At 56.3% G+C, this 23,653-nt stretch carries 28 protein-coding genes; all 28 read right to left on the bottom strand.

What is annotated here, in order from left to right:
• Positions 1–258: 258 nt before the first annotated feature.
• Positions 259–1,779 carry a lysine--tRNA ligase gene (lysS, locus tag KDN35_RS09185; RefSeq protein ID WP_212132590.1) on the bottom strand — a complete coding sequence of 507 codons (1,521 nt, stop codon included), beginning with the start codon at positions 1,777–1,779 and terminating at the stop codon, positions 259–261.
• A 100-nt stretch (positions 1,780–1,879) separates the two neighbouring features.
• Positions 1,880–2,356, bottom strand: a complete 477-nt coding sequence (gene greA, locus KDN35_RS09190; protein WP_171567557.1) for a transcription elongation factor GreA — start codon at positions 2,354–2,356, stop codon at positions 1,880–1,882.
• Positions 2,357–2,560: 204 nt separating this feature from the next.
• Positions 2,561–3,589 (bottom strand): tRNA dihydrouridine synthase DusB, encoded by a 1,029-nt coding sequence (dusB, locus tag KDN35_RS09195; RefSeq protein ID WP_212132591.1) that lies wholly within the window; start codon positions 3,587–3,589, stop codon positions 2,561–2,563.
• A 97-nt stretch (positions 3,590–3,686) separates the two neighbouring features.
• Positions 3,687–3,899 carry a helix-turn-helix domain-containing protein gene (locus KDN35_RS09200; RefSeq protein ID WP_171567559.1) on the bottom strand — a complete coding sequence of 71 codons (213 nt, stop codon included), beginning with the start codon at positions 3,897–3,899 and terminating at the stop codon, positions 3,687–3,689.
• Positions 3,851–4,381: a 2-amino-4-hydroxy-6-hydroxymethyldihydropteridine diphosphokinase gene (folK, locus tag KDN35_RS09205; protein WP_171567560.1), complete on the bottom strand. Its 531-nt coding sequence runs from the start codon at positions 4,379–4,381 to the stop codon at positions 3,851–3,853. The genes KDN35_RS09200 and folK overlap by 49 nt, the downstream gene beginning before the upstream one ends.
• A complete protein-coding gene (folB, locus tag KDN35_RS09210) occupies positions 4,378–4,749 on the bottom strand; it encodes a dihydroneopterin aldolase (protein WP_171567561.1) in 372 nt (123 codons plus the stop codon). Before folB ends, folK begins: the two co-directional genes overlap by 4 nt.
• Positions 4,742–5,593, bottom strand: coding sequence for a dihydropteroate synthase (gene folP, locus KDN35_RS09215; RefSeq protein WP_311838091.1), 852 nt, complete (start codon positions 5,591–5,593; stop codon positions 4,742–4,744). The genes folB and folP overlap by 8 nt, the downstream gene beginning before the upstream one ends.
• Before the next feature lie 407 nt (positions 5,594–6,000).
• Entirely contained in the window at positions 6,001–6,846 is an 846-nt protein-coding gene (gene pabC, locus KDN35_RS09220; RefSeq protein WP_171567563.1) for an aminodeoxychorismate lyase, read from the bottom strand.
• Positions 6,847–7,030: 184 nt separating this feature from the next.
• Positions 7,031–7,240 carry a twin-arginine translocase TatA/TatE family subunit gene (gene tatA, locus KDN35_RS09225; RefSeq protein WP_171567564.1) on the bottom strand — a complete coding sequence of 70 codons (210 nt, stop codon included), beginning with the start codon at positions 7,238–7,240 and terminating at the stop codon, positions 7,031–7,033.
• A gap of 23 nt (positions 7,241–7,263) precedes the next feature.
• Positions 7,264–8,907, bottom strand: coding sequence for a PhoX family protein (locus tag KDN35_RS09230; protein WP_212132593.1), 1,644 nt, complete (start codon positions 8,905–8,907; stop codon positions 7,264–7,266).
• A 150-nt stretch (positions 8,908–9,057) separates the two neighbouring features.
• Positions 9,058–9,642 (bottom strand): aminodeoxychorismate/anthranilate synthase component II, encoded by a 585-nt coding sequence (gene pabA, locus KDN35_RS09235; protein WP_171567566.1) that lies wholly within the window; start codon positions 9,640–9,642, stop codon positions 9,058–9,060.
• Positions 9,639–11,156, bottom strand: a complete 1,518-nt coding sequence (locus tag KDN35_RS09240; RefSeq protein ID WP_212132633.1) for an anthranilate synthase component I family protein — start codon at positions 11,154–11,156, stop codon at positions 9,639–9,641. Before KDN35_RS09240 ends, pabA begins: the two co-directional genes overlap by 4 nt.
• Positions 11,157–11,318: 162 nt before the next feature.
• Positions 11,319–12,251, bottom strand: a complete 933-nt coding sequence (cysK, locus tag KDN35_RS09245; protein WP_171567567.1) for a cysteine synthase A — start codon at positions 12,249–12,251, stop codon at positions 11,319–11,321.
• Between the two features lie 181 nt (positions 12,252–12,432).
• Positions 12,433–13,305, bottom strand: coding sequence for an Hsp33 family molecular chaperone HslO (gene hslO, locus KDN35_RS09250; protein WP_212132594.1), 873 nt, complete (start codon positions 13,303–13,305; stop codon positions 12,433–12,435).
• A 261-nt stretch (positions 13,306–13,566) separates the two neighbouring features.
• Positions 13,567–14,511 carry a sigma-70 family RNA polymerase sigma factor gene (locus KDN35_RS09255; RefSeq protein ID WP_171567255.1) on the bottom strand — a complete coding sequence of 315 codons (945 nt, stop codon included), beginning with the start codon at positions 14,509–14,511 and terminating at the stop codon, positions 13,567–13,569.
• 254 nt (positions 14,512–14,765) lie between these two features.
• On the bottom strand, positions 14,766–15,329 hold the full coding sequence (locus KDN35_RS09260) for a hypothetical protein (protein WP_212132634.1): 564 nt from the start codon (positions 15,327–15,329) through the stop codon (positions 14,766–14,768).
• Between the two features lie 121 nt (positions 15,330–15,450).
• Complete coding sequence (locus tag KDN35_RS09265) at positions 15,451–15,867, bottom strand: hypothetical protein (RefSeq protein ID WP_171567254.1); 417 nt, start codon at positions 15,865–15,867, stop codon at positions 15,451–15,453.
• Positions 15,867–16,019, bottom strand: coding sequence for a hypothetical protein (locus KDN35_RS09270; RefSeq protein ID WP_212132595.1), 153 nt, complete (start codon positions 16,017–16,019; stop codon positions 15,867–15,869). Before KDN35_RS09270 ends, KDN35_RS09265 begins: the two co-directional genes overlap by 1 nt.
• A 1-nt stretch (position 16,020) precedes the next feature.
• A complete protein-coding gene (locus KDN35_RS09275) occupies positions 16,021–16,428 on the bottom strand; it encodes a hypothetical protein (protein WP_212132596.1) in 408 nt (135 codons plus the stop codon).
• 163 nt (positions 16,429–16,591) lie between these two features.
• On the bottom strand, positions 16,592–16,792 hold the full coding sequence (locus KDN35_RS09280; RefSeq protein ID WP_171567251.1) for a hypothetical protein: 201 nt from the start codon (positions 16,790–16,792) through the stop codon (positions 16,592–16,594).
• A gap of 74 nt (positions 16,793–16,866) precedes the next feature.
• Positions 16,867–17,013, bottom strand: a complete 147-nt coding sequence (locus KDN35_RS09285; RefSeq protein ID WP_212132597.1) for a hypothetical protein — start codon at positions 17,011–17,013, stop codon at positions 16,867–16,869.
• Between the two features lie 15 nt (positions 17,014–17,028).
• Complete coding sequence (locus KDN35_RS09290) at positions 17,029–17,868, bottom strand: hypothetical protein (RefSeq protein WP_171567249.1); 840 nt, start codon at positions 17,866–17,868, stop codon at positions 17,029–17,031.
• Positions 17,868–18,767, bottom strand: a complete 900-nt coding sequence (locus tag KDN35_RS09295) for a hypothetical protein (RefSeq protein ID WP_171567248.1) — start codon at positions 18,765–18,767, stop codon at positions 17,868–17,870. Before KDN35_RS09295 ends, KDN35_RS09290 begins: the two co-directional genes overlap by 1 nt.
• Positions 18,764–20,113, bottom strand: coding sequence for an ATPase, T2SS/T4P/T4SS family (locus KDN35_RS09300; protein WP_212132598.1), 1,350 nt, complete (start codon positions 20,111–20,113; stop codon positions 18,764–18,766). The genes KDN35_RS09295 and KDN35_RS09300 overlap by 4 nt, the downstream gene beginning before the upstream one ends.
• On the bottom strand, positions 20,110–21,231 hold the full coding sequence (locus KDN35_RS09305) for a CpaE/TadZ family protein (RefSeq protein ID WP_212132599.1): 1,122 nt from the start codon (positions 21,229–21,231) through the stop codon (positions 20,110–20,112). The genes KDN35_RS09300 and KDN35_RS09305 overlap by 4 nt, the downstream gene beginning before the upstream one ends.
• Positions 21,228–22,016: an SAF domain-containing protein gene (locus KDN35_RS09310; RefSeq protein WP_212132600.1), complete on the bottom strand. Its 789-nt coding sequence runs from the start codon at positions 22,014–22,016 to the stop codon at positions 21,228–21,230. Before KDN35_RS09310 ends, KDN35_RS09305 begins: the two co-directional genes overlap by 4 nt.
• On the bottom strand, positions 22,013–22,885 hold the full coding sequence (locus KDN35_RS09315; RefSeq protein WP_171567244.1) for a CpaE/TadZ family protein: 873 nt from the start codon (positions 22,883–22,885) through the stop codon (positions 22,013–22,015). The genes KDN35_RS09310 and KDN35_RS09315 overlap by 4 nt, the downstream gene beginning before the upstream one ends.
• 3 nt (positions 22,886–22,888) lie before the next feature.
• Entirely contained in the window at positions 22,889–23,647 is a 759-nt protein-coding gene (locus KDN35_RS09320) for a hypothetical protein (RefSeq protein WP_171567243.1), read from the bottom strand.
• Positions 23,648–23,653: the final 6 nt, after the last annotated feature.

Here is a 23,653-nt window from a genome sequence, read left to right on the forward strand (position 1 = left end):
TTCAACAACTTCTTCATTATATCAAGTTGCCCAGTCGTTGTCAACAAGTTTTTTCGCATCGTCATTCGCGTTACCTTGTCAAACAGCGACTTTGTTAATCTACCACATTCTATCATGAATGACAAGTGGTATTTTTTGTTTTGGTGCATCCCTTCGCTTCAGAAGAGAACGAAAAGTAATATACCACCAAACCTGCTCGCGTGCAAGTGAAAAAAATGGAAAAACCGCCCGGCACTTCCCGGACGGTTTTTCTGGTCTCTAGTCGCGAGCACGCATATGCGGGAATAGCAGCACATCGCGAATGGACGGCGAGTTGGTCAGCAGCATCACCAGACGGTCAATGCCGATACCCAATCCCCCGGTTGGCGGCATGCCGTACTCCAGCGCTTCGATGAAGTCCTCGTCCATTTCGTGCGCTTCGTCGTTTCCGGCCGCCTTCTCCAGCAGTTGAGCCTCAAAACGTTCGCGCTGGTCGATCGGATCGTTCAATTCGGTAAACGCGTTGGCGTGTTCACGGGCCACGATAAACAGCTCAAAGCGATCCGTAAAGCGCGGGTCCTGCTCGTTTTTCTTGGCCAACGGGGAAATTGCCACCGGATGACCATAGACAAACGTAGGCTGAATCAGCTTGTCCTCTACTTTTTGTTCAAAGAACTCGTTGACCACGTGGCCAAAGGTATGATGCGGCTCCACGGCCACTCCATGTTCCTTGGCGAGCGCACGCGCTTCGTCGTCGCTCATTTCCTTCCAGAAGTCTACCCCGACGTGTTCCTTGATCAGGTCGACCATGTGCACGCGGCGCCACTTCGGCGTCAGGTCCACCTCATGACCCTGGTAGTGAATCTTGGTGGTCCCCAGCACCTCCTGGGCGATGTGTGCGATCATCTCTTCGGTTAGCTTCATGATGTCTTCAAAATCGGCATACGCCTGATACAGCTCAATCATCGTGAACTCGGGATTGTGGCGGGTGGAAATCCCCTCGTTGCGGTAAACGCGGCCAATTTCGTACACCTTTTCCAGACCGCCGACGATCAACCGCTTCAGGTGAAGCTCGATGGCGATCCGCATGTACAGCTGCATGTCCAGTGCGTTGTGGTGCGTGATGAACGGACGGGCTGCTGCACCGCCGGCGATGGCGTGAAGAGTGGGCGTCTCCACTTCGAGGAACCCGAGGTTGTCCAAATACCGGCGCATCGAAGTCAAGATGCGGCTGCGCGTGATGAATGTATCGCGCACTTCCGGATTGACAATCAGATCCACGTAGCGTTTGCGATAGCGGGTCTCAATATCTTTCAGACCGTGATACTTTTCTGGCAGCGGGCGAAGCGACTTGGTCAGAAAGGTAAGCTCCTTTACCTTGACGCTCAGTTCGCCCGTCTTGGTTTTAAATACAACGCCGTTGACCCCGATCAAATCACCGATGTCGCACAGCTCAAACACCTTGTAGGATTCTTCGCCCACTGTGTCCAGCCGCACGTAGATTTGGATCTGGCCGGAACGGTCCAGCAATTGGGCAAAGCTGGCCTTGCCCATCTCCCGTTTGGCCATCAGACGGCCAGCTATCGTGACGACATGTCCTTCCGCTTCCAGCTCTTCCTTGGTTTTGCCGCCGAAACGGTTGACGATGTCGGCTGCGTGATGGGTTTGTTCAAATTTTTTGCCGAACGGATCAATGCCCCATTCGCGCAGTTGGTTCATCTTGTCGTGACGCACTTGCAGCAACTCGTGAAGGCTTTCCTGTTGCTGTTCTGCTTGCTGCAGGTCTTGCTCGTTGTTCATTCCTATGTTCACTCCTCGAAAAAAATCAATCGGAAAACGGGCGTGCGGAAAATAGCGATACGGCGTACCCTTTTTCTAAGGTACGCCTTGTGGTACTGAATTACAAGTTAATGTCGAGAATCTCATATTGAATGGTGCCGGCCGGCACCTGTACGTCGACGATCGCTCCTTTGGCCTTGCCCAGCAGTGCCTGGCCCACCGGGGATTCGTTGGAGATCTTGTTGTTCATCGGATCGGATTCGGCGGACCCGACGATGGTGTATTCGACGATGTCGCCAAACTCCAGGTCTTTCAGTTTGACGGTGGAACCGACGCTCACCACTCCGGTATCCACATCTTCGTTGGTGATGATGCGGGCGTTGCGCAGCATTTTTTCCAGCGTGAGAATGCGCCCTTCGATAAAGGCCTGCTCGTTTTTCGCCTCTTCGTACTCAGAGTTCTCGCTGATATCGCCATAGCTGATCGCTTCCTTGATCCGCGCCGCTACCTCTTTGCGTTTAACCGTTTTCAAATCCTCCAGCTCTTGTTCCAGTTTCGCCAAACCTTCTGGTGTAAGAATTACTTCTTTTTCCGACATGGTTCAATTCCCCCGTTTACAGATAATTCCTTCGCACCTGGTAAAGTACAAAGAATTATATGTAGATGTTCTATACAATATACAGTTCGATCGTGCATGACATAAGGCTTCATAGGGAAAGCTGCCAGGGTGAACTGGCAGCTTGAGTCCTGATAATACGGTGTATTATAGGATATGAAGGAACCCTTGTCAATGTCTGGGATGTTACGAGCTGACGGCTTCATCCGGCACGAAAACGTCTGCTTCGTCGAGATCGTCGGCGTGGTTTTCCACCCATTCGACGTAGTCCAACAGGATGCGGCGCAGCTCTTCCTCCGTCTCCACGGCATTGATCAGGTTTTTGGCATGGGTGGCCCCTTTCAGCCCTTTCAGATACCAGGCTGCGTGCTTGCGCATCTCCAGGATGCCGACGCGCGGCCCCTTCAAGGCGATCAGCCGCTGAGCGTGCAGCAGGCAAATCTCCACTTTTTCGCGGGCTGTCGGCTCCGGCGGCAGCACCCCTTTGGTCAGGTACTGAACAGTGCGGTACAGCATCCACGGGTTGCCCAAAGCGGCTCGGCCGATCATCACGCCGTCACAGCCGGTCATGTCCAGCATGCGGCGCGCGTCTTCCGGCGTCGCGACGTCGCCGTTGCCAATCACGGGAATGGAGACCGCTTCCTTGACGCGGCGAATCCAGTTCCAATCAGCCTTGCCCTTGTACATCTGCACGCGGGTGCGACCGTGGACGGCAATCGCCTGGGCACCGGCACGCTCCACCGCCTGGGCGTTTTCAATCGCGTACAGATGCTCGTCATCCCAGCCCAGACGCATTTTGACCGTAACCGGTTTGTCCACGACATCGACAACGGCCGAAACGACTTCGTATATCTTGTTCGGGTCCAGCAGCAGCCGGGCGCCGGCATCACAATTCACGATCTTGGGAACGGGACAGCCCATGTTAATGTCGATGATGTCCGCGTTGGTGTTCTTGTCAACATACTTCGCCGCTTCGACCAGCGTTTCCTTGTCTCCGCCAAAAATCTGCAGGCTCAACGGCTTTTCCCGTTCGTCAACAAACAGCATATCCATCGTCTTCTTGTTGCCGTGCACGATTCCCTTGTCGCTGACCATTTCGGCACAGACCAAACCGGTGCCAAACTCCTTGGCGATCAAGCGGAAAGCGGGATTGCACACCCCTGCCATCGGCGCAAGAACGACGTTGTTTTTCAACTCGATGTTACCGATTTTCATTTATACACAACCTCCTTTTCCCGCAAGGTACAAGTGACCTCTGCGCTGATACATGCGCGGGCGGGCGATGCGGAGAGCGTCTGACCCAGCTGAAAGGTCATTTACTATTTATAGCACATAATTCTTCGTAGTCCACCTGTAAAGTGCTGGCGATTTTGCGCAGCACCGGTTCGGTCGGCGTGCGGGTGCCCCTCTCCAGTGAACCGACAAACGACAGGGACACGCCCATCTTGTCAGCCAGGGTCTGCTGCGTGTACCCCTTCAACTTCCGGAATGACCGTATGCGATTGCCCAATCGATTGTTCCCCACTTTCGTACCCCCTTGTCATCCTGCGGCAACAACCGGAGAAGGTCATCGACGGTCCGGCCGAATACGGGAAGCGGTCCTCCCTCCCAGACGTCACGAAGCGGAATCAGAACAAATGCCCGATCAGCCATCTCCGGATGGGGAATGACCAGGTGTTCCTGCCTCACCGCTTGGCCGCCGTACAGCAGCACGTCGATGTCGATCGTGCGCGGCCCCCAGCGGACGGTGCGCACACGTCCCAGTTCCTGTTCCACTGCCAGCGCTTCCTCCAGCAGTTTTTCCGGGGACAGATCCGTTTCCACCGCGATCGCCATGTTCAGGAACGCGTCCTGCTCCACGTACCCGACCGGATCGGTTTCATAGACGGATGAGATCCGCACGACGCGGATGCCCTTCCGTTCGTTTAGCTTTTGCACTGCCTGCCGTAAGTTGTCCGCCCGGTCCCCCAAGTTGGAACCAAGGGCGAGATACGACCGTACCGTCATACGTTCATGTCCTCTCTTCTGCGCGTCATCTCGATGGCAACCGAGTCGTATTGGCCGTTGATGGGCGGGTTGGGTTTCGTCACCTTCACCGTCACTTCCGCGATCGGGAATGACTGCAACAGTTGGCCGGCAATGCGGGCCGTCAACGCTTCCACCAGGTTGTATCGCTCTGTTTCGACGATTTTTCGAACACAATCAAAGATATCGGCGTAATTGACCGTATCGTTTAGATCGTCGCTGGCTCCGGCGCGGGACAAGTCCAACGCCAGCACCAGATCCACGTAAAAACGCTGCCCGAGCTGGGCCTCTGCTTCGAAAACGCCGTGATAGCCGTAAAATGACATGCGGTTAAAGTAGATTTTATCCAACAGGGAGGCCTCCCTTGCACATCGCGTCCATCATTGTGACGACCCGCTTCATTTCCTTGACGTCGTGCACCCGGACGATGTGGCAGCCCTTCGCTACGCCCAGGGCGACGGTGGCAGCCGTACCCTCCATTCGGTCATGCACCGGCAGGTCGAGCACCTTGCCAATCATCGATTTGCGCGACGTGCCGAGCAGCACCGGATAGCCGAGCGCGACCAGATCGTCCAGGCGGCGCATCGCCTCCAAATTTTGGTCCAGCGTTTTGGCAAACCCGATCCCCGGATCGAGGATGATCTGCTCGTCGCGGACACCAGCCTCCCGCGCGATGCGGACCGATTCCCGCAGATCGCGCACCATGTCGCAAAAGAAGCGGGAGTAGGCCATGTCTTCCCGGTTGTGCATCAAAATGATCGGAGCATCGTAGCGCGCGGCAACCTGGGCGATTCGCCGGTCCCGTTTAGCTCCCCAGACGTCGTTGATGATGTGGGCGCCGGCTTTGATTGCCTGCTCCGCCACTTCAGACTTGTAGGTGTCAATGGACAGCGGGACCTGCACTTCCTCCACCAGCGCGCGGATGACCGGCATGACGCGCTCCAACTCTTCCTCCAGTCCTACTTCCACAGCACCGGGGCGCGTCGACTCTCCGCCGATGTCGATGATGTCCGCTCCCGCTTCCACCATCGCGCGGGCCCGGGCAACCGCCTGATCCAGGTCCACGTACCGGCCGCCGTCGGAAAAGGAGTCGGGCGTCACATTCAAAATCCCCATCACCAGGGTCCGCTGTCCCAACGGCAGCACATAACGGCCGCAGACCAGCCCCCGTCGCTGCCGAAGCTGCCGACGCATGGTCAATAGCTCCAACACTTCCTGTGCCGCTTCCAGCAGGCTTCCTTCCTGATCCGGCAGCCGGTGCAGCAAGCCCTCCAGCTGACCTTGTGTCGCCTGGATCAGAATGTCGGCCACTCCGGACGAAGCCGGATTGTCGAGGACGACTGCATCGCCTCCGCACGCCTGTACGCTTGTCCGCAGCAGTCGTGCAGCTGCCGGCGACAGACGTTCCAGGTGGATCAACAGCGGTTCTCCCGCTACGGCCAGCCGCTCCAGGTCGGACTCGCACACGTTTCGGTCAGACAGTTCCGTCGCCAGTCCGGCCCGGCTCCGGCCGTGTATCACAAATGGATTGTGCTTCATCTGCCTAGCTCCCCTTCAGTTGTCAATGACAAGGTGGCATGTTGATTGATAGCATACCATACTTACCTACCGGACGCTACCGATTCGCGGTAGGCGCGGCGCAAAGCACGGGTGTATTCCCCGTACGAAGCCGGCACCGGTCGGCCGTCGATTGTGCTCACCGGCACGACCTCCTGCACCGAGTTGGTGACAAACACTTCGTCCGCCTGCACCAGCGCATCCGGCCGGTACCATCCCTCTTGGGCGGGGATGCCGAGCTTTTGCGCCAGTTTCAGCACATGGCGCCGGGTCACGCCGTCGAGAATGCCTGTGTCCGTGGAAGGCGTGTACAAGTGGCCGTTGGTCACCCAAAACAGGTTGCTGACGATGCCCTCTGCCACATAGCCTTCCCGTGTCAAAAACAACCCTTCCACGTCCGGCTGTGCTCCCAATTCCAGACGGGCCAGCGCGTTGTTTATATAGTTGTGCGATTTGAACCGCTGATGACCCTCCGCCGTCTGGCGCGGTACGGACAGCGTTTGCAGTTTCTTGGGCCGGGGCGGTTCCGTCAGGGGCGGCACTTCTTTTGCAAAGATGAAGAGCGACGGCCTCACATACTCATCCGACGCCAGGCCGACTCCCTCCGGCCCGGCTGTCACGCTGAGCCGCACATACGCGTCGGCCAGCCCGTTGGCATCCGCCGTCCGCAGGATCGCGTCAGCCAATTCCTCCGCCGTCCACGGCGCTTTGATGCGCAGCGCCAACAGCCCCGAACTGAGCCGGGCGTAATGGTCGTCCCACAGAAAGAGGCGGCGCTGGTAGACGCGCACCGTTTCAAACAGGCCAATTCCGTACAGGAAACCGTGATCCAGGACGGACACCGACGCCTGTTCCGCAGGCATGATTGTTCCGTTTACGTAGATATGCATTTCGCGCTCGCTCCCGACAATCGGTATTCGAGTTCATCATACCACATTACGTCCTGCCTCAGCGCTCTTTCCGCGCACCGTGTACGGTGCATCATCGGGGATGGCGACATGGTAATCCCTACAAAAAAAAGGCAGTACGCACGGGACGCACCGCCTTTTTCTGCCGGATGGCTGTTGATTGGCTTCAACGCTTCTCCCCGTTTTTTACGGAGACATCCAGCCCTTGTATTTTCTTTTCCTCGTCGTCGTTGGTCAGTTCCCTGGCCGCCAACTTGAACTCCGTCAACGTCCGGCCAAAGGCGCGGCCGATCTCCGGCAGCTTGCTCGGTCCAAAGATGACCAGGGCGATAATCAGAATCAAGATAAGCCCGGGGATACCAATGCTGGATAACATGTCAGGCTACACTCCCTCGCAGATTAAAAGCCGGTGATGGCAATGACGCCAGGCAGAGCTACCGAGCTGCCGCCTTTCGGCCAGTGGCTGGTCGGCCGGTCGTAGGACGTCAGGTTTTCCCCCGGATGCTGCACGGACAGGAACAACGTCTTTTCGTCCGGGGTAAACCACGGGCCGGTCATCTCCGCGCCGACCGGTGCAGATGCAAACTGCACCGCTTCCCCTTTGTGGTCTCCGGAGGTCGGGATCAAGTAGACGCCGTTGTTGCCGAATGGCGTGTAGATGCCGCTGTTCATGGACGATGACGAAATGTCGGTCACCACCCAGAGGTTGCCTGCGCTGTCAAACGCCATGTTGTCCGGTGCCGCAAACCCGCTCTGCGGACCGCCGGCGGCAAAGATTTCAAAGGTAAATGCGGTGCCGGCATGATTGCCGTCCTGTTCAAACAGGCGGACGATCTGGCCGTAGAAGTTGCCGTGCTTTGCGTTGTTCGTCATGGCGATAAAAACGCTGCCGTCGATCGGATGAACCTCGACGTCTTCCGGCCGGTCCATCGGGGTGGCCCCTACGGCTTTGGCCGCATCGCGGCAGTTGACCAACACGTCGGCCTGGGAGGAAAACAGCGGTTTGCCCGCGCTGTCGGTCGCCTGCTGCAGCACCTCGTTGGAGGCATAGTCCAGCGCAATCCAGGCGCCCTTGCCGAAGTTGGCCACGTACAGCGTACCTTCTTCCAGCAGCTTGGAGTTTTGTTTGCCCGCTTTCGGGTCGTATTTGCCTTTGGAGACGTATTTGTACACGTACTGGTCGTTGGCGTCGTCACCCATGTAGACGACCAGCTGTCCCGTCGGCGCGATCACCATGGCCGTATTTTCATGGGAAAAACGGCCCAGGGCGGTATGCTTTTTCGGCGTGGATGCCGGATCAAACGGATCCACCTCCACCACCCAGCCGTAGTGGCGGCTGTCCGGCAACTTGCAGTCGTTCACCACGTCCTGGAAGTTTTCTTCGCAGGAGAGGATGGTGTTCCACAGCGTCACACCGCCGGAGCAGTTTGCAAACGTGCCGGTCACTTCCTTGGCGATGGACGCGGCCGGGCCGGTCAACACGTGTTTGGTCAAACCGCTGACGCGGCAACCGTAGGCGGAGTCGCTGACCAGCTTCCACCTGCCGTTTTCCTTTTTCACTTCGATCACCGACCCGCCCAGCGCATACAGGTACTTCCGGATTTGCTCCGCCGTTCGCCGGTTCTGTTTTGGATCGGCGTTAAGCGCGTCATAGCCGGTGACGTAGTATTCCAGTTCGCCCAGATACTCGTGATTTACCCACAGGAGGCCGTGGTCCGACCTGCCGTCAATCGGGAGGAAACAGGTGAAGTCAGCGTTGAAGCCAAACGTGTCGCCTGCCTTGTTGATTCTGTCACCGTAGACAGCCACGACGTCGTATCGAAATCCTTCGGGCAGCACTACATCGTCCTTGGTGGTTGGCCGGATCGGTTTGAACTTTGGGGAAAACTTGTGCTTTTTTACCTCCAGCCCGAACAGGTGGTCGGCCGTTTTTCCGGAGAGCGATTCACCCGCTGCCAGCGCCGGTATGCCGGTCGCCAGAGAAGCCAGCGCTGCCGCACCAGCGCCGAGATATGTCAAAAACTGTCGACGGTTCACGTCCATTGCACATTCGCTCCTTTACGTTACGCATCTGTTACGTCGATTGTACAAGCGAATCGTCGACATTCGGTTAATTCCGGATAAATGTTGTGTTAATCTTTGGTCTATTGAATAAAAAAGCGCCCGAGTGCATCGAGCGCTTTCACATTATCGTTATCCTGCTGCTTGTTTCGCATACGTATCCAGGAAGTTTTGCAGTAGCTGTTTGCCGTACTGGGTAATGATCGATTCGGGGTGAAACTGCACGCCTTCGATCGGGTAATGGCGATGGCGCACGGCCATGATCTCCCCTTCCTCCGTACGCGCGGTCACTTCCAGCACGTCGGGCAGGCTCGCCTCCTCCAAAATCAGCGAGTGGTAGCGCGCCGCCGTAAATGGAGAGGGAATGCCGCGAAAAATCGTCTGGCCGTCGTGATACACCTCGGACGTCTTGCCATGCATCAGCCGCTCGGCACGCACCACCTTGCCGCCGAACACCTGACCGATCGACTGATGGCCCAGACATACGCCCAGCATCGGAATTTTGCCGGCGAAATAACGGATGGCCTCCATGCTGATGCCCGCCTCATTGGGCGTGCACGGCCCCGGCGAAATCATCAGGTAGTCCGGCGCGAGGCGCTCAATCTCCTCCAGCGTAATCTTGTCGTTGCGGACGACCCGCAGCTCCTCGCCCAGCTCCCCCACGTACTGCACCAGGTTGTAGGTAAAGGAATCGTAGTTGTCAATCATCAAAATCATACGCTCAACTCCTCTCGACTCGCCTTTCTCTGCTCACTCAACTCCAATGCTTTCCACAACGCTTCCGCCTTTTTCAGCGACTCGACATACTCTGCCTCGGGACGGGAGTCGATGACGATGCCCGCCCCCGCCTGCACGTGGGCCATGCCGTCCTTGACCACCATGGTGCGGATGGCGATGTTGACTTCCACGTCGCCATTAAACCCGAACCAGCCAATCGACCCGGTGTAGACACCCCGTTTGACCGGTTCCAGCTCCTCGATGATCTCCATCGTCCGCACTTTGGGCGCACCGGTGATCGTCCCGCCGGGAAATGCAGCCGCGACCGCGTCAAACGCGTCTTTCCCCTCCGCCAACTCTCCTTCCACATGGGAGACGATATGCATGACGTGGGAGTACTTTTCCACTACCATGAACTCGCTCACCCGCACGCTGCCGTACCGGCATACACGGCCGAGGTCGTTGCGCTCCAGATCGACCAGCATGACGTGTTCCGCCCGCTCTTTTTCGTTCTCCACCAGTTCGCGCACCAGTGCCTCGTCTTCCGCGTCGTTTCTTCCCCGCGGGCGCGTGCCGGCGATCGGCCGTGTGCTGACTGCGCCGCCCTTTACCTTGATGAGCAGCTCCGGCGAACCGCTGACCAGTTGAAACTCGGGGAAGTGCAGGTAGCCCATGTACGGCGACGGGTTTAGCTTGCGCAGCACGCTGTAGACGTCGGCTGGCATCACCCGCATCGGCTTGCTCTGCCGCACCGAGAGGTTCACCTGAAACACGTCCCCTTGGGCAATGTACGCCTGCACGCGGCGCACCGCCTCTACAAACTGTTCCTGGCCAAATGACACCTGGGCCGGGGTGGCCGACTCCAGCGGCCGCTTGCGCAGCGCGTCCCAGTCGGTATCGTCCGCCTGTGCGTCCCGGGTCAGGGATGTAAGCTCTCGGGCCCGCTGTGACAGGAGCTCCGCCGCGTCGCGGTACGAATCTTCCGTCAATCCGCTCGTCGGCAGGTGCGTCAGGCAGTAACATTCCCGCGTCGCATGATCAAAGACAAGAAGGTCTTGCACTATCATAACATACAGGTCGGGCAGCCGTAAGTCGTCTGCAGCGATCTGCGGCAGGGTCGGTTCAAAAAAACGGTTCATGTCGTAACTAAGGTATCCCAATGCGCCGCCGCAAAAGTCGGGCAGACCCGGCACAACCGGCGTCCGGTAGCGGGCCAGCAGCTCACGAAGCGCAAACAGCGGGTTTTCCCCTGTTATCCGTTCAGTTTGGCCGTCAGCGAATGTGACCGTGGTTTGCAGGTCCTTGCTCTGCATCACCGCGACGGGCTGCCAAGTGAGATAGGTAAAGCGGCCGGCTCGTCCGCTCTCCAAGAGCGCCGCTCCCTCCAGTGAGGGCTGCAGGGCATTGAGCAGTTCCCACGGGTCCAGGTTCTCCGGCCAGGCGAGGCGTACAGCAAGCGGGACGTACGGATACTCGCCAGCATACTTCTCGATGTCGGTAAAGGATGGCAGGATCAAATCAATTCACGCTCCGTCATTCTGCTTTCTCGCCTCCAGCATATCACATTCACCGGGGATGTTTCGCGGTTACTTTTTGGCTGCGCGGAACGAATCGCATGAAATAAAGAACGCCGGCCGCAAGCCGACGTTTCATTTGGTCCAACGCTTCTTTCCGTCTTATTCTTCAAACTGATACAGCGGGGTGGACAGGTAGCGTTCACCGTTGCTCGGAATGACCGCCACTACTTTTTTGCCCCGACCCAGCTTCTGCGCCACCTTCAGCGCGGCAAAAATAGCCGCACCGGAAGAAATGCCGCCGAGAATCCCCTCGTTGCGGGCAACGCGTCGTGCCGTTTCGAAGGCTTCCTCGTTTTCTACCTTGATGATCTCGTCATACACATTGGTGTCCAGAATCGCCGGTACAAAGCCGGCTCCGATGCCCTGAATCTTGTGCGGGCCCGGTTTTCCGCCGGACAAAACGGGCGAGGCGGCCGGTTCCACGGCGACAATGTGGACATGGGGGTAATGTTCACGCAGCAGTTGACCAACGCCTGTGATCGTCCCGCCGGTGCCGACACCGGAAATAAACGCGTCGATCCCGCCGATTTCTTTTGCCTGCTCCAAGAGTTCCCGACCGGTCGTCTCCCGATGCACTTTCGGGTTGGCCGGGTTGTTGAACTGCTGCGGCATGAAATAGGAAGGATTTTCTTTCACCAGCTCTTCCGCCTTGCGAATGGCGCCGCCCATGCCTTCGCTGCCCGGTGTCAGCACCAGCTCTGCTCCGTAGGCGCGCAGCAGATTGCGCCGCTCAATGCTCATCGTCTCCGGCATGACCAGGATGGCGCGGTATCCTTTGGCTGCTGCCACCATGGCCAAGCCGATCCCGGTGTTGCCGCTCGTTGGTTCGATAATCGTGTCTCCCGGTTTCAGTTTGCCTTCCGCCTCAGCAGCTTCGATCATCGCCAGAGCAATCCGGTCCTTGACGCTGCTGCCCGGATTGAAAAACTCCAGTTTCAGGTAAATGTCGGCCATATCAGCGCTGACGACGCGATTCAGCTTCACCAGCGGCGTATACCCGATCAGGTCCGTAATGGAATTGGCGACACGCATCGTGTCAATCCCCCTTTTTATAACCTAGTAAAATGCTAGGTTTTATTGGCATAATTATAACAAGGTGTGCCTAGGCCGGTCAATGAGGCATTTGCCCAGATATCTGGGCGCCGACCGCCTTGCGCAATCGTTACAAAACGATCGCCACCGGGTAAAGGCGGTCGACGAGCGGTACCCTGGTTTACATCTCCTTCATGATCTCTTCCAGCGCCGCTTTATCGTAGTGGTAGCGCTCGTTGCAGAAGTGACAGTGGACCTCTGCTTCGCCCTTTTCTTCAATCAGGGCCGTCATTTCCTCTTTGCCCAGGCTGACCAACGCCTGGCTCACCTTTTCCGGCGAACAGGTGCAGCGAAACTGAATGTCGGTCCGGCTGAGAATTTTCGGCTCGTCCAACACGCGCTCCAGAATCTGTTCCGGCGTCAGACCTTCCCCGATCATCCGGGATACCTGCGGGAGCTGCCCCAGCCGTTCTTCGATCCGGCTCACTACCTCGTCCGGCGTACCCGGCAGGAGCTGCAGAATAAACCCTCCGGCGGCCAGCACGGAGCGATCTTCCGGATTGACCAGCACACCCACGCCGACCGCAGACGGGGTTTGCTCCGAAGTGACAAAGTAGTAGGTGAAATCCTCGCCAATTTCACCGGAGACAATCGGCGAACTGCCCCTGTACGGCTCCTTCATTCCCAGGTCTTTGACCACGTACAGAAACCCGTCGGTGCCGACCGCGCGGGCCACATCCAGTTTGCCCTTGTCGTTCAGTTCAAAGTGAACGTGCGGGTTGGTCACGTAAGCGATGCCTTCCCCGTGGGCGTTGGCCTCGGCGATAATCTGCCCAATGGGCCCGCCCCCTTTTACTTTGACGGAAAGCCGCTCATCTCCTTTCAGCATGGCCCCCATCATCAACGTGACGGTCAACGTCCGCCCTGCGGCCGCCGTCGCCGTGTTCCACATGTCGTGGCGGCGTCTCATTTCTTCAACAATGCCGGTCGTCCGGGCGGCAAATGCGCGCACATGCCCGTTATACCCGGTCGCCCGTATCAAATAATCGCTCATGCAGCGATCCTCCTTTTGCCATGACGTCTGCAAGAAGTAGTGTACCACAAGAAAACCGATGCCGCTCAAGCCAAGCGTGCAGCGCGGCGCATGGACAGATTTCCGACTCATCCGGGCGGTATCCATCACTTTGTCACACACTTTGAAGCAGCAGCTTGGCCAGTAATCGCCCCCAATCACAACAAGCCGGACAAGTCGTGTCTGCAAAAAAAATCCCCTCGCAAACGGAGGGGGATGCGTATTCTTTATTATGAAGTGTTGTCACGTCAGGTATTCTTTGAGCACGCGGGAACACTTTTGCTTGCGCAGCCGATCAATGGTGGTCGCCTCGATCTGACGGATGCGCTCTCGAGTGAGGCCAAACATCCTGCCCACTTCCTCCAGCGTGTAAACATGGTCGTCGTACAGGCCGTAGCGCATGGCGATAATCTCCTGGGCGCGCGGGCTAAGACGTTCCAGCGCGGCTCGCATTTGAACGCGCAGATCGATCTTCTCAATCCAGTCTTCCAACGACGCTTCTCCGTCATCTACGATCTCCGCATAGCTCAGGCATTCGTCATCATGTTCAAATGAGTTGGGTTCGTCGTCCAGTTCAGCATCAATCGATTCCATTTTGAGCATCAGCGCATACTCAATTGCTTCTACTTTTTCTACGGGAATGTCCAACCAGTCGGCAATCTCCTGCCGATCCGGCGTGCGGTTCAGCAGGTGGGCCAGGTGAGTCACCTGCTTTTGATAGTGCCGAATCTGCTCATGCATGTGGACGGGAATGCGGATGAGCGCACCTTTATCGTTAATCGCGCGGGTGATCGCCTGTGAAATCCACCAGTGGGAATAATGGTAGAGACGGACACCTCGGTTCACATCAAACTTGTCAATGGCAGTAAACAGGCCGATAGTTCCTTCCTGGATCAAGTCCATAAACGGCATGCCCTTTTGTAAATGGCGCAGGGCTGTGCTGACCACATAGCGCAAATAGGCCCGCACCAGCGTCTCCCGGGCGCTCAAATCCCCGTCACGCTGATAGCGAACCAGGCAGTCCAGCTCTTCCTCTTTGTCCAACATGGGTGTTGCAGCGACGCTTTCCAGAAACAGCAGGGTTGACGTGTCGGACCGCAACGAGCGGGGCACGGTAATACCCAACTGCTTTTCGACTTCCCGCCAGCGACGGGGAGTAGACTGGAAAGTGGAGGTACTCACAGTCATATGCAACCCTCACTTCTCTGGAATGGATATTCACGTTGAGGTACAAGCCAGTTGTTCTCGGATGCGTTATTGTATGCGTATTTCGACAAAGCCTGGGTAATTCCTCCCTGTTTACAGAATATTAATGTTAGTATTAGCAAATAGTTGATGGAATCGCTTACATTTTTAGGTATTTTGCTTTACACAAAAAGCATCCCGAAACAACGGGATGCTTGGAGAAAAACGTCGAAAATTCGCGATATCTCCAGCCGGCATTACCGCTTTAGCTCCTCGACGCTGACGACGGGAAAGGCGTGAGCGGGCAGTAACGGCAGAAACGGACGCTCGTCCACGTACGCAACGACCACATGAGAGGGGCCTCCCATTGTCTTCGGAGCAAGCCGGAGTTCCTCCCCGCGCTGGGTCACCACCACAATCTGCAGATGACCGCCAGACGGACGCTCTGCGCCGGTTATTGCCTGCTCCAGGTGCAGAGCAGCTCCGTCGTACCGCAGCCGGAGCTGCAGATCCTTACGCCAGGAACGAAAGTCGACGTAATGGCGCACAAACCGCAGCGGATCGGTAGTGACGCTGTCGGCGGCCGGCAGGTAGCTGCTGCCTTCCCGGCGATAGCCGCCATTCTCCCGCATGCGCTGGTCAAAGCGGAGCAGCGCCTCTTCCTCGACCAGATCAATGACGCCCTCTGTCTTCAACACTGGCTCGACTGCAAAGGTAGCGTGATGGTTGGCCAGTTCCAGCAAGGTTTTCACTTCTGTCTTTTTCTGCATGGCAATGTCGGCGTCGACGACAAACAACCCCACCAGCAGAAATAACAGCAGAGCCGAAATGGACAGTACATTGATGCCCGTAAGCCTCCCCTCCCTTTTCAAACCGTTCGGGCAGCTATTTCCCATGGGCACCGCCATTCGATTGGGCAAACAGCTTTATTCGCAACCTGGTTTATAAATCGTAATCCATGATATTGATCGTCCCGTACCGCTCCACCCGCATCGTTTCGCTGCCTACAGGAAGCAGTTGAGTCAGGCGCGGATAGGGGATTTCCACCTGCAGTAAAAATTCATCTTCGTGACTCCACAATACCGGATCGGCCGCCCGCGTTCTGACGATGCTGACGGACAGCTCTGAGTCATGCAGGAAGAACGATTTTTCCGACAGTTCCCGCGAGACAAAGGAACGGACGTCAGCCAATACTTCTGCATCGCTGCCGCCCCCGTGATTGCTGACGTATTTGGCGGCGGCAGCGCTCACCTCCAGCAATTCGTTATGCGTCTGCACCACGGTATGAACCTGCAGGATACCTAGCGGGACCAAAAGAAGCACCATCACATTGAGAAGAACGGCCACAACCTGTCCCATCAGCCCGTCCCAAACCGCGTCACGTTTTCCAACAGGTCCCCGAAAAACCGCGTGCAGACCGAAAGGAGGTTGTCGGGGCCGCTCAACAGCAGGTGAACAGTTATCGGCAGGACGATCACCATCAAGGCAAGCACAGCAATGAGTTTGTTCACACTACCACCCCGGATCAAAGTATTCGGAGGGACGACTGCCCGTAAACAAGAACGCGGCATTGCCTTCCGCAAACTGATTCAGCCATTGGGCGACACGGGACGGCCGGACGATGAGGGTAAGCGTGACCATTTCGTTTCGCTCCTTCAAGGCCCGCTGCTGCTCCGTTTGAGGCCAGCTCCCCGCAAACACGTCTCCCGTCACATCCCAGCCCAGCTCCGCCATCTTTTGCCGGTAGTAATCGGCAAGGGCCGGATCGAGATAGCCGATATCCTGCATGTCATCCAGCACATCAGCGAAAATGCTGCGTGCGATCGCTCGTTCCATGGTGTACATGTGGCTGGCCGCAACGGCGGAAAACAGCACAATCATGACAGACAGGCAGATGAGAAATACCTTTGTCTTGACCATCTAAGCCGGTCAGCGATCGTTCAATGAAAGCTGAACGTCGCTGCCCTGTACACCCTTTCCTGTTGGGTTTGATACAACTGTTTTGAGGAATCGCTCCCCCATATAAACGCGCACAGACTGCCAACCATGACCAGGATGATGAGAAACGTCTGCAGATTGAGCATCAGTTGCTGGAGTACGGAGTGCCGTCCTGCATTTCGAACTGCACCCGTTCGCTTCTGGTGTCGTATTTGAGCGAGCGGACCGAATTGTTGATGCGTTCCGCCGATTGGTTGGCCGATGGGCTGAGCTCGTTTCCGTAGGAACTGACGCCGATGCCAAGCACCATGACACACGCCAGGAAGATAAAAAACATTTTGGACATACGAAACACTCTCCTTACATGATTTGATCAGGTTGACAAACTGCCGAAAACATGAGCGGGGGAACCGGTTTGTCCTAAGGGATGGCCTGGTTTATCCAATGAACCGCCCTGTCGCGCAAACCGCCCTCATGTACAATCGAGCCGTTTACCTTTGACAGACTGGATACGATAATGCCCAGTGTCAATACAATGCAGATGAGAATGGAAAAGAGCTTAGTCATGTTGCTGCCCCTACCTTACGTCAAGTATTTGTCGAGAATCTCGGTAAGCAACTTGTACCAGGGAAACATGGCTACCAACAATCCAATGTAGAAAGCCGGGTAAACGATCACGCTGTAGCCAATCCCCAGCGATTTGATCTGCTTGCGGTGACGATACATGCGTCGATGATCGACCGCCCACTCCAACCGCTGCATGGTGACAGCCATCTGCCCCTCGCTTAGGTGCTCGACCGTCCTCATGCTGGACACGAGCATGACCGCGTCGTCCACACCAAGCCTGCGCTTAAACGTCTCCAGTGCTTCCTCGCGGTCCTTGTTCCACTCTGACAACGTTGGCAGGTACTCCTTCAGCTTGCGCGTAGGCCGTGCTGCCTTGACCATCGCATTGTATATGGGCACCTGGTTTTCCAGCAGATTTACGTATCGGTTGACGAAGCGGGCGATATCGGTGCTGAGTACTTCCTCGCGGTACCCCGCCCACATCTTTAAGCCGACGTACGGCAGCATAAAACTGATCGCAGACGCCACAATCAGGGAAAGCAGCGGAAAAGACTCGCCTGCGCTCAGCATCCCCCACAACAGAATCAGCACACAAACGGCACTCCCGCTGGCAAGCTGCAGGAACACCCACTCCGGTTTTCCCCAACCAAACGGCCGGCCTGCTCGCGCCAGCAGTTTTTCCCACGCGCCGTCTTCCTCGGCGTTGACCGCCTTTTCCCACAAGCGGCGCCACTGCCCGGTGACAAACAGCCTGGGGCGACGCATCGACGCCACCTGCTTGCCGATGGCAAACACGGCCACAAACACGAACAGGGACCCCAGCGTCAGGCAGACATACATGAGCAACAAGCGCATCAGCGATACCTCCGTCCCCAGATGAACGCTAATAAAATGGAAAGAGCCCAGACCGTTACCGCGAGCGACAGTATGGCCTGTCCGTCAGCGGTAAAGAAATACAGGCGGTATGAATCTTTCAGCAGGCTCTGGTTGTAAGGAATCAGACAGATGCAGATCAGGATGACCAGAATCAAGCTGACCCAGATCGCGTAAATCTCAGAGTTCCTTTCCTCTTTTTCGTCTTGTTGAATAAACATTTCGTTGGTCAATCGATTCAGTGCGCTCTGAATGTCCTCCGTCTCGCCTTCCAGACCGCTGGCGGCATACATGGCAAAATCGTGGGCCCACGGGTGATTAATCCGCTCGGCGAAGATCTCCACCGCCCGGACGGGATTTCCTCCGTCCGACAGATGGTTGTTGAGCAGCAGCAAATCGGGCAGCAGCTCTTTCGGACATTCTTCCACCATATCTCGAAACGTCAGGATAATGTTTTTCCGGCTGCTGTAATAACGTGCAAACAGGTCGACAAAGCGGCAAAACGCGCCAATTTTCTTGTTGATGCGCACCGTATAGCGGGCGTACAGCAGCAGAGTCGGCAGCAATACCAAGAGCACAAACAGGGACAGGGATACGACGATATTGCCAAGCAGGATGCCGGAAACAAACCCTGCAGCTCCCCCAATCAGCGACAGCAGAATATGGGCTTCCGGCGTACCGCCAGCGATCCCGCACCATTTTTCGTACCTCTCGTATATGATGCGGTTTGTTTTGTGGCGCAGCATCCTCTCTCGCCACACGGCCACCGTCTTGGGAAAGAAGACGTTGGGAGCGGACCAGGTACGGTACAAATGAAGTCCGAGCAGCCAGAACCCGGCAAACAGGCAGACAGACATGGGAATAAACAGCAGGTGTTTCATAGCATCCTTCCCATATCGATGAGACGTAACTCCTTTAAGACAGCCAGATCAGCCCTGCCCACGTGGCACATGTATTCCACCAAATGTTCGTCCAGCTTCTTCCCGGTCCATTCATAAGCACCTGTCTGCCTGTTGCGAAAGACAAGCGGCACGGACTCAACCCGGTTCATCACGTCGTTCCATTCGCTGACATGTATGGCGTCGATATAGCGGTGTCCATTATTCCGATAGGTCAGTGAATTGACGAAATTGACTGCCCGACTGATCCTCTCCTGGGTCAGTTCAATGCTCCGTCCGCCATATTGATAAACGAGGTCGGTCAAGTCTTGCAGTGCCTTGTGTGGAAATCGTTCATGCATGGCGGCGATCGTAGCGTCTGTTCCCCGCACGCCGGCGTTGACAAAGTGATACGCTTCGATCGGCTCCCGTATCTCCCCGATCAGAATCGTGTTGGCGGTGGTCCGGTACATGTCCTTGAAGCAGCTTTCCAATTCGATGCCGATCTCTTCCACGTTTTGCAGTTCGATCACCTCGCCCGGCCAAACATCACCAAATCTCATTTCATGTTCACTTTCAAAAATCGTGACGTACTCGGTTTGAGGGTCTTTCAGTTTTAACATGCAGAGCATCAGCGTTGTCTTGCCCGCTGCCATCGGTCCGATCACCAGGACGTTGCTTCTGCCGTACACCTGCTGCTCCAGCAAAAGCTGCACCCTTTCGTCAAACGTGGGCAGCGGCTGCATTCGCAATTGGTCCAGCGAAAACGAAGGCGTGGTAAAGCGGCGCACAATGATGGTCGGCACCCGGGAATAGGGAAAGGTGAACATGGTCAGCCTGGCTTTCAACGAATCGAGATACCCGCTCAAGCGCGGCTTTTTTTCGTGAAAGGTCAGGCCGGCGGCATTGGTCAGCTTTTGCTGAAGCGTCTCCACCTCCGTCCAAGTGGGTGTGTACGGCAGGCTCTTTTTTTGCCCCTGCTCGATGTACGCCACCGGTCGACCTGCTGACACCCGTACCTCCTCCACCCATGGCGACAAATGCAGGACGGCATCCAGAATTCCCCACCCGTACGTGGCAAACAACAGCCCTTCGTATCCGTTGACATGCGGCAGAATTTCCTCGGTTACCGGCCGCTTCAGCACTTCTTCAAAGTAATGCTGCAAACGCAGGATGACATGGTTGTGGCTGTTCCGGTCGCCCATCTCCGCGAGGGTCAATATCCGCTGCATCTCCATCTTCTCCTCGGGAGTGGTGCCAAAGTGGTTCAGGTAGTCGCGGGCTGCTTGCTTGAGGTCTTCCACATCCTTGAGCTGCGATGCGTTCCATTGTCGGATAGCGGTTTTCATCGGCAAACCACAGCTCCTTCGTCCGCATGTACCGCATCCACCATCGCCTGCAGGCTGGTGACGTACGGCTTGGGCGGAAAGATTTCTTCCACCAGCACGCTGTGACTGCGGTGCGATTGAATCAGCCGGGCATTGGAAATGCGCGGCACCACTCCATATACGGAGATTCCTTCACCGATGCGGTACGTCTGCCCCTTGTCCAGATGACTGAGCATCACCTGATACTTCACCCCCCGCTCTGCCCAGGCATGAATCCACGCCTTTGCGTTCTCGATGCCAAACGGATCAGCCCGCACAAAAAACAGATTGCGGTCGGACGCGTAAATCAACCGGTGCAAGGCCTCCGTCTCCGGAAAGCAGTATCCCCAGTCGATGTAGATGTAATCGAACTGCTGGCGCAGGGCCGTGAGCAAATTGGAGATCTCTCCGCTTTTCCAGTTGCATGTGGCGCTGGCATAGTAGAGGTTGGGCAAGTGGCTGATCTGTTTGCAGCCTCGCTCCCACTTGCGGACCAGCGCTGTGCGCATTTCCAGCAGGTCTGGCCGAAACAACGCCAGATGATGCTGCTGCAGCTTGAAAAAACGGGTCAAATCCGGCTTTTGCGCGTTCATGTCAAGAACGACGATGCGCTTGTCGGGATTGCGCTTTGCCAGCAGAATCGGATAATTGATGCAAAACGTGGTGATGCCTGAGGAACCGTAGCTCATCAAAGTGTAGACAATGCCGTCGCCCTTTGCGGCGGGCAGTTCCTCGTTTTGCTGCGTAACGCCCAGTATCAGCGCGATTTTTTCCCGGATCTCCTCCTGGTTGAGAGTGGCCGGAAGGATGTACAATCCGGCTGGATTGATTTTCTCCATGACTGTTGCAATCAGGGATTCATCCTTGTACAAAGGCACGATGATGACGGGCACACCCTCCGGGAGAACCTCCTGCACACGCGGCAGCCACTCCCAGACCGGTTCGTCAAACATTTCGGAAAACAGCACCGCTGCTTCCGGTCGGTACAGTTTGGCGAGGCGAAAATACTCTTCGGCCGACTCTGCAACCAGCGACTCGCATTCCGTCGGCAGGTAGGTTTTGACCAGTGATTTCATCGGAAAACATACAAGGGTTCTCATGGGGTCCGATCCTCCGCATCGGAAATTTGACCAATCTGAATGGTCCCGTACATCATGGCTTCGCTCAATGCGACATACTGCTGATCGGAAAGGTTGAAGCCGATATAAGCCGTCAAGGCGGTCGGCTGCGCACGGTAGTCGCGGTAACGCTTTTCCCCGTTAAAGAGCGGTTTTTCCCGGGAGCCGTTAAACACAGCATCCATGTGATCGGGGCCTGGAAGCATGCTTGGCTTCAGCGTGTATATCTCCGTACCGTTGCTGTCCTTCACCGTTGCCAACCGGCTTTCAAACAGCAGGTCGGCCGTCGCGTTCGTCTTGCGAAAATGCGTCGGTTCGGGCAAATGCTCCAGCTCCGTCGGCGGCTTGTACTTTACCCAAATCTTGACGCGGTCCCCTTTTCGCAGCTCGGTGATGGGTTCGATAGACGTCAGCGGAAATTCGTAGCGAGCCTCCCCCTTTTCCGGCAGCAGTTGCGTATCGGTCAGCTTCTGTTTCAGCACTTGTTCCCCGGCGTAGATCGTCTGGGAACTGCGTTTTCCCAATACGCTCTCCAGCGATTGAAAAGACCCGGGCAAAATCTCGTCCACTTCTTCCTGAACCAGCACCACGTCCTCTCGCGTGATCGGTTCAAAGGGGTCGATCTGTTTTCCTTCGGCCACCTTTACCACCGGCGCAAACAGCCGTTCAATGGCCAGCGCGTCGATATACCGGGTCGCCGCGTAAAAGCAGGAACCGGCCAAGAGAAACGAGAGCAAACTGATGAGCAGCAGCGTCTGCTTTTTCATAACATCCTTCCCTTTTCCGAGTGTAGCAGCGGTAGGAACCGATGTTCCTCCTCCGTGTACAGCTCCAGCAAGAGGCTGGCTTTTGCTTGGGCAGCCGCCGTTTTCTCGCTGTCGATCAGGGGAATGACCGCGTCAATGCCTGGAGCAAAACGTTCGCTGTTCCAGAGCGAGATGGTTCCTTCCACCTTTTTCATGATGGCGGAGCGGCTCAGATATTCGTTCCATTTGTTTGCGATCAGCCTGATTTTTTCGCCGTGTTTCTCCCACCACGAGGGCGTTTCTTCTGTCAGAAACAATCGGGTAAACCTGGCCAGGTCGGAATCGAACACGACCCAGATTTCGTCAGCCAGATCCATTACCCGGACGGCCTGTTCTTCTTTCCAGCGCGAAGACAAATCGATGACGACCGTGGCGCTCTCTTTGGTCATTCTCAGCAGCCAGTCCGCCGTGTCGGTCGGAGTTGATGATTCATTCGACAAAGGGGTATCCACCAAGATGCGCAAGTGATTGGATTGCATGAGGAGCACGGATGCGGATGAGTTCTTGAAGCGATGATGCGCTCTGCGTTCGCAGTCGAGCGCGAAGTAATAATAGGAAGCGGTACCGGGCAGTTCGCACAGCGTGACGGAAACTCCGCTGCCGGCCAGCAAAAACGACGCGTTGGCCGCCAGGAAACTGGCGCCGGCCTGGGCGTACAACCCGGTTACGGCGATACAGCGGCGCACCGCTGCAGGTTGTTCTTCCGTCAAAGAGGCTGACAGTTTGTCCTTTAATGACTGCCACAATCGCTCTTCTTCCCGGGATCGGGCGTATTCCCTCTTCTCCAGTTCGCGGAACTGGGTGACGAAGCGGTTTACCTGCTGAAACATCGCTTACCCCGCCTGCGAACCCTTCTGATTCTCTTTCGTCAGCAGGTACTTTTTAAATTTTTCCACCATTTCCTTCATGGTCAGCGACTTGCGGTGATAGTAGTAGATTTTTCGGAGCCGTTCGCGCTCCTGCGGGGTGAGCTCCTGCTTTACCTGGCTGACCATGTCCTGCAGCAGGGCCAGTTCCACGTTGTTGGGCCTGCCTTTTCGCGGAGGGTTGGCAAAAAGCTGCTGCTGCTTCTTGTCAAACGCATTGGGATACTCCACCAGCCACATGTCCACCAATGATTCGATGTCATCGTACGTGCGAATCCCGAGCTTCATCAGGTATTTGAAGTAGGCGGGCAGCGTCCGTTCGCGGGCCTGTCCCATCTGCCAGCGCTTGATAAATCCCGTGGGTGTCGTCAACAGTTTGGTCACGTCCCGAATCAGTGCGCTGCGATTTTCCGACTTGTATTGCACAATCGCCTCCTTGACGAGCGAGAACAAAATGTCGTGGTAGTTGGCCTCATCTGATCGGCTGCCGTACTGGAGCAGATACCAGTCTTCCACCGCCTGGTCAAAGTCTTTGCGGCATGTGGTTAACCGGAGCTGGTCTAGGTGTTCGTAAAAGCGATCCAGTCCGTAGCGGGCAACGAACTCTTCCTGGTAACTGCCGAACACGTACGCGATGAACACTTCTTTCAACTCTTCCAGTGAAATCAGGCAATTCGTTTGTTCGTAGCAGCGTTCGACCAATTCGATTGCGCTATTCACAATCACTTCAAA

Source organism: Brevibacillus sp. NL20B1 (genome assembly GCF_018195675.1).
Classification (GTDB): Bacteria; Bacillota; Bacilli; order Brevibacillales; family Brevibacillaceae; genus Brevibacillus; species Brevibacillus aydinogluensis.

Coding starts and splice junctions, on each gene's coding strand:
- lysS (WP_212132590.1), bottom strand. CDS start 1,779: ATGAACAACGAGCAAGACCTGCAGCAAGCAGAACAGCAACAGGAAAGC.
- greA (WP_171567557.1), bottom strand. CDS start 2,356: ATGTCGGAAAAAGAAGTAATTCTTACACCAGAAGGTTTGGCGAAACTG.
- dusB (WP_212132591.1), bottom strand. CDS start 3,589: ATGAAAATCGGTAACATCGAGTTGAAAAACAACGTCGTTCTTGCGCCG.
- folK (WP_171567560.1), bottom strand. CDS start 4,381: ATGACGGTACGGTCGTATCTCGCCCTTGGTTCCAACTTGGGGGACCGG.
- folP (WP_311838091.1), bottom strand. CDS start 5,593: ATGCGTCGGCAGCTTCGGCAGCGACGGGGGCTGGTCTGCGGCCGTTAT.
- pabC (WP_171567563.1), bottom strand. CDS start 6,846: ATGCATATCTACGTAAACGGAACAATCATGCCTGCGGAACAGGCGTCG.
- tatA (WP_171567564.1), bottom strand. CDS start 7,240: ATGTTATCCAGCATTGGTATCCCCGGGCTTATCTTGATTCTGATTATC.
- KDN35_RS09230 (WP_212132593.1), bottom strand. CDS start 8,907: ATGGACGTGAACCGTCGACAGTTTTTGACATATCTCGGCGCTGGTGCG.
- pabA (WP_171567566.1), bottom strand. CDS start 9,642: ATGATTTTGATGATTGACAACTACGATTCCTTTACCTACAACCTGGTG.
- cysK (WP_171567567.1), bottom strand. CDS start 12,251: ATGCGTGTCGCCAATTCCATTACGGACCTGATCGGGTATACGCCGCTG.
- hslO (WP_212132594.1), bottom strand. CDS start 13,305: ATGAGCGATTATTTGATACGGGCGACCGGGTATAACGGGCATGTGCGC.
- KDN35_RS09255 (WP_171567255.1), bottom strand. CDS start 14,511: ATGACTGTGAGTACCTCCACTTTCCAGTCTACTCCCCGTCGCTGGCGG.
- KDN35_RS09265 (WP_171567254.1), bottom strand. CDS start 15,867: ATGGGACAGGTTGTGGCCGTTCTTCTCAATGTGATGGTGCTTCTTTTG.
- KDN35_RS09275 (WP_212132596.1), bottom strand. CDS start 16,428: ATGGTCAAGACAAAGGTATTTCTCATCTGCCTGTCTGTCATGATTGTG.
- KDN35_RS09280 (WP_171567251.1), bottom strand. CDS start 16,792: ATGTCCAAAATGTTTTTTATCTTCCTGGCGTGTGTCATGGTGCTTGGC.
- KDN35_RS09285 (WP_212132597.1), bottom strand. CDS start 17,013: ATGACTAAGCTCTTTTCCATTCTCATCTGCATTGTATTGACACTGGGC.
- KDN35_RS09290 (WP_171567249.1), bottom strand. CDS start 17,868: ATGCGCTTGTTGCTCATGTATGTCTGCCTGACGCTGGGGTCCCTGTTC.
- KDN35_RS09295 (WP_171567248.1), bottom strand. CDS start 18,767: ATGAAACACCTGCTGTTTATTCCCATGTCTGTCTGCCTGTTTGCCGGG.
- KDN35_RS09300 (WP_212132598.1), bottom strand. CDS start 20,113: ATGAAAACCGCTATCCGACAATGGAACGCATCGCAGCTCAAGGATGTG.
- KDN35_RS09305 (WP_212132599.1), bottom strand. CDS start 21,231: ATGAGAACCCTTGTATGTTTTCCGATGAAATCACTGGTCAAAACCTAC.
- KDN35_RS09310 (WP_212132600.1), bottom strand. CDS start 22,016: ATGAAAAAGCAGACGCTGCTGCTCATCAGTTTGCTCTCGTTTCTCTTG.
- KDN35_RS09315 (WP_171567244.1), bottom strand. CDS start 22,885: ATGTTTCAGCAGGTAAACCGCTTCGTCACCCAGTTCCGCGAACTGGAG.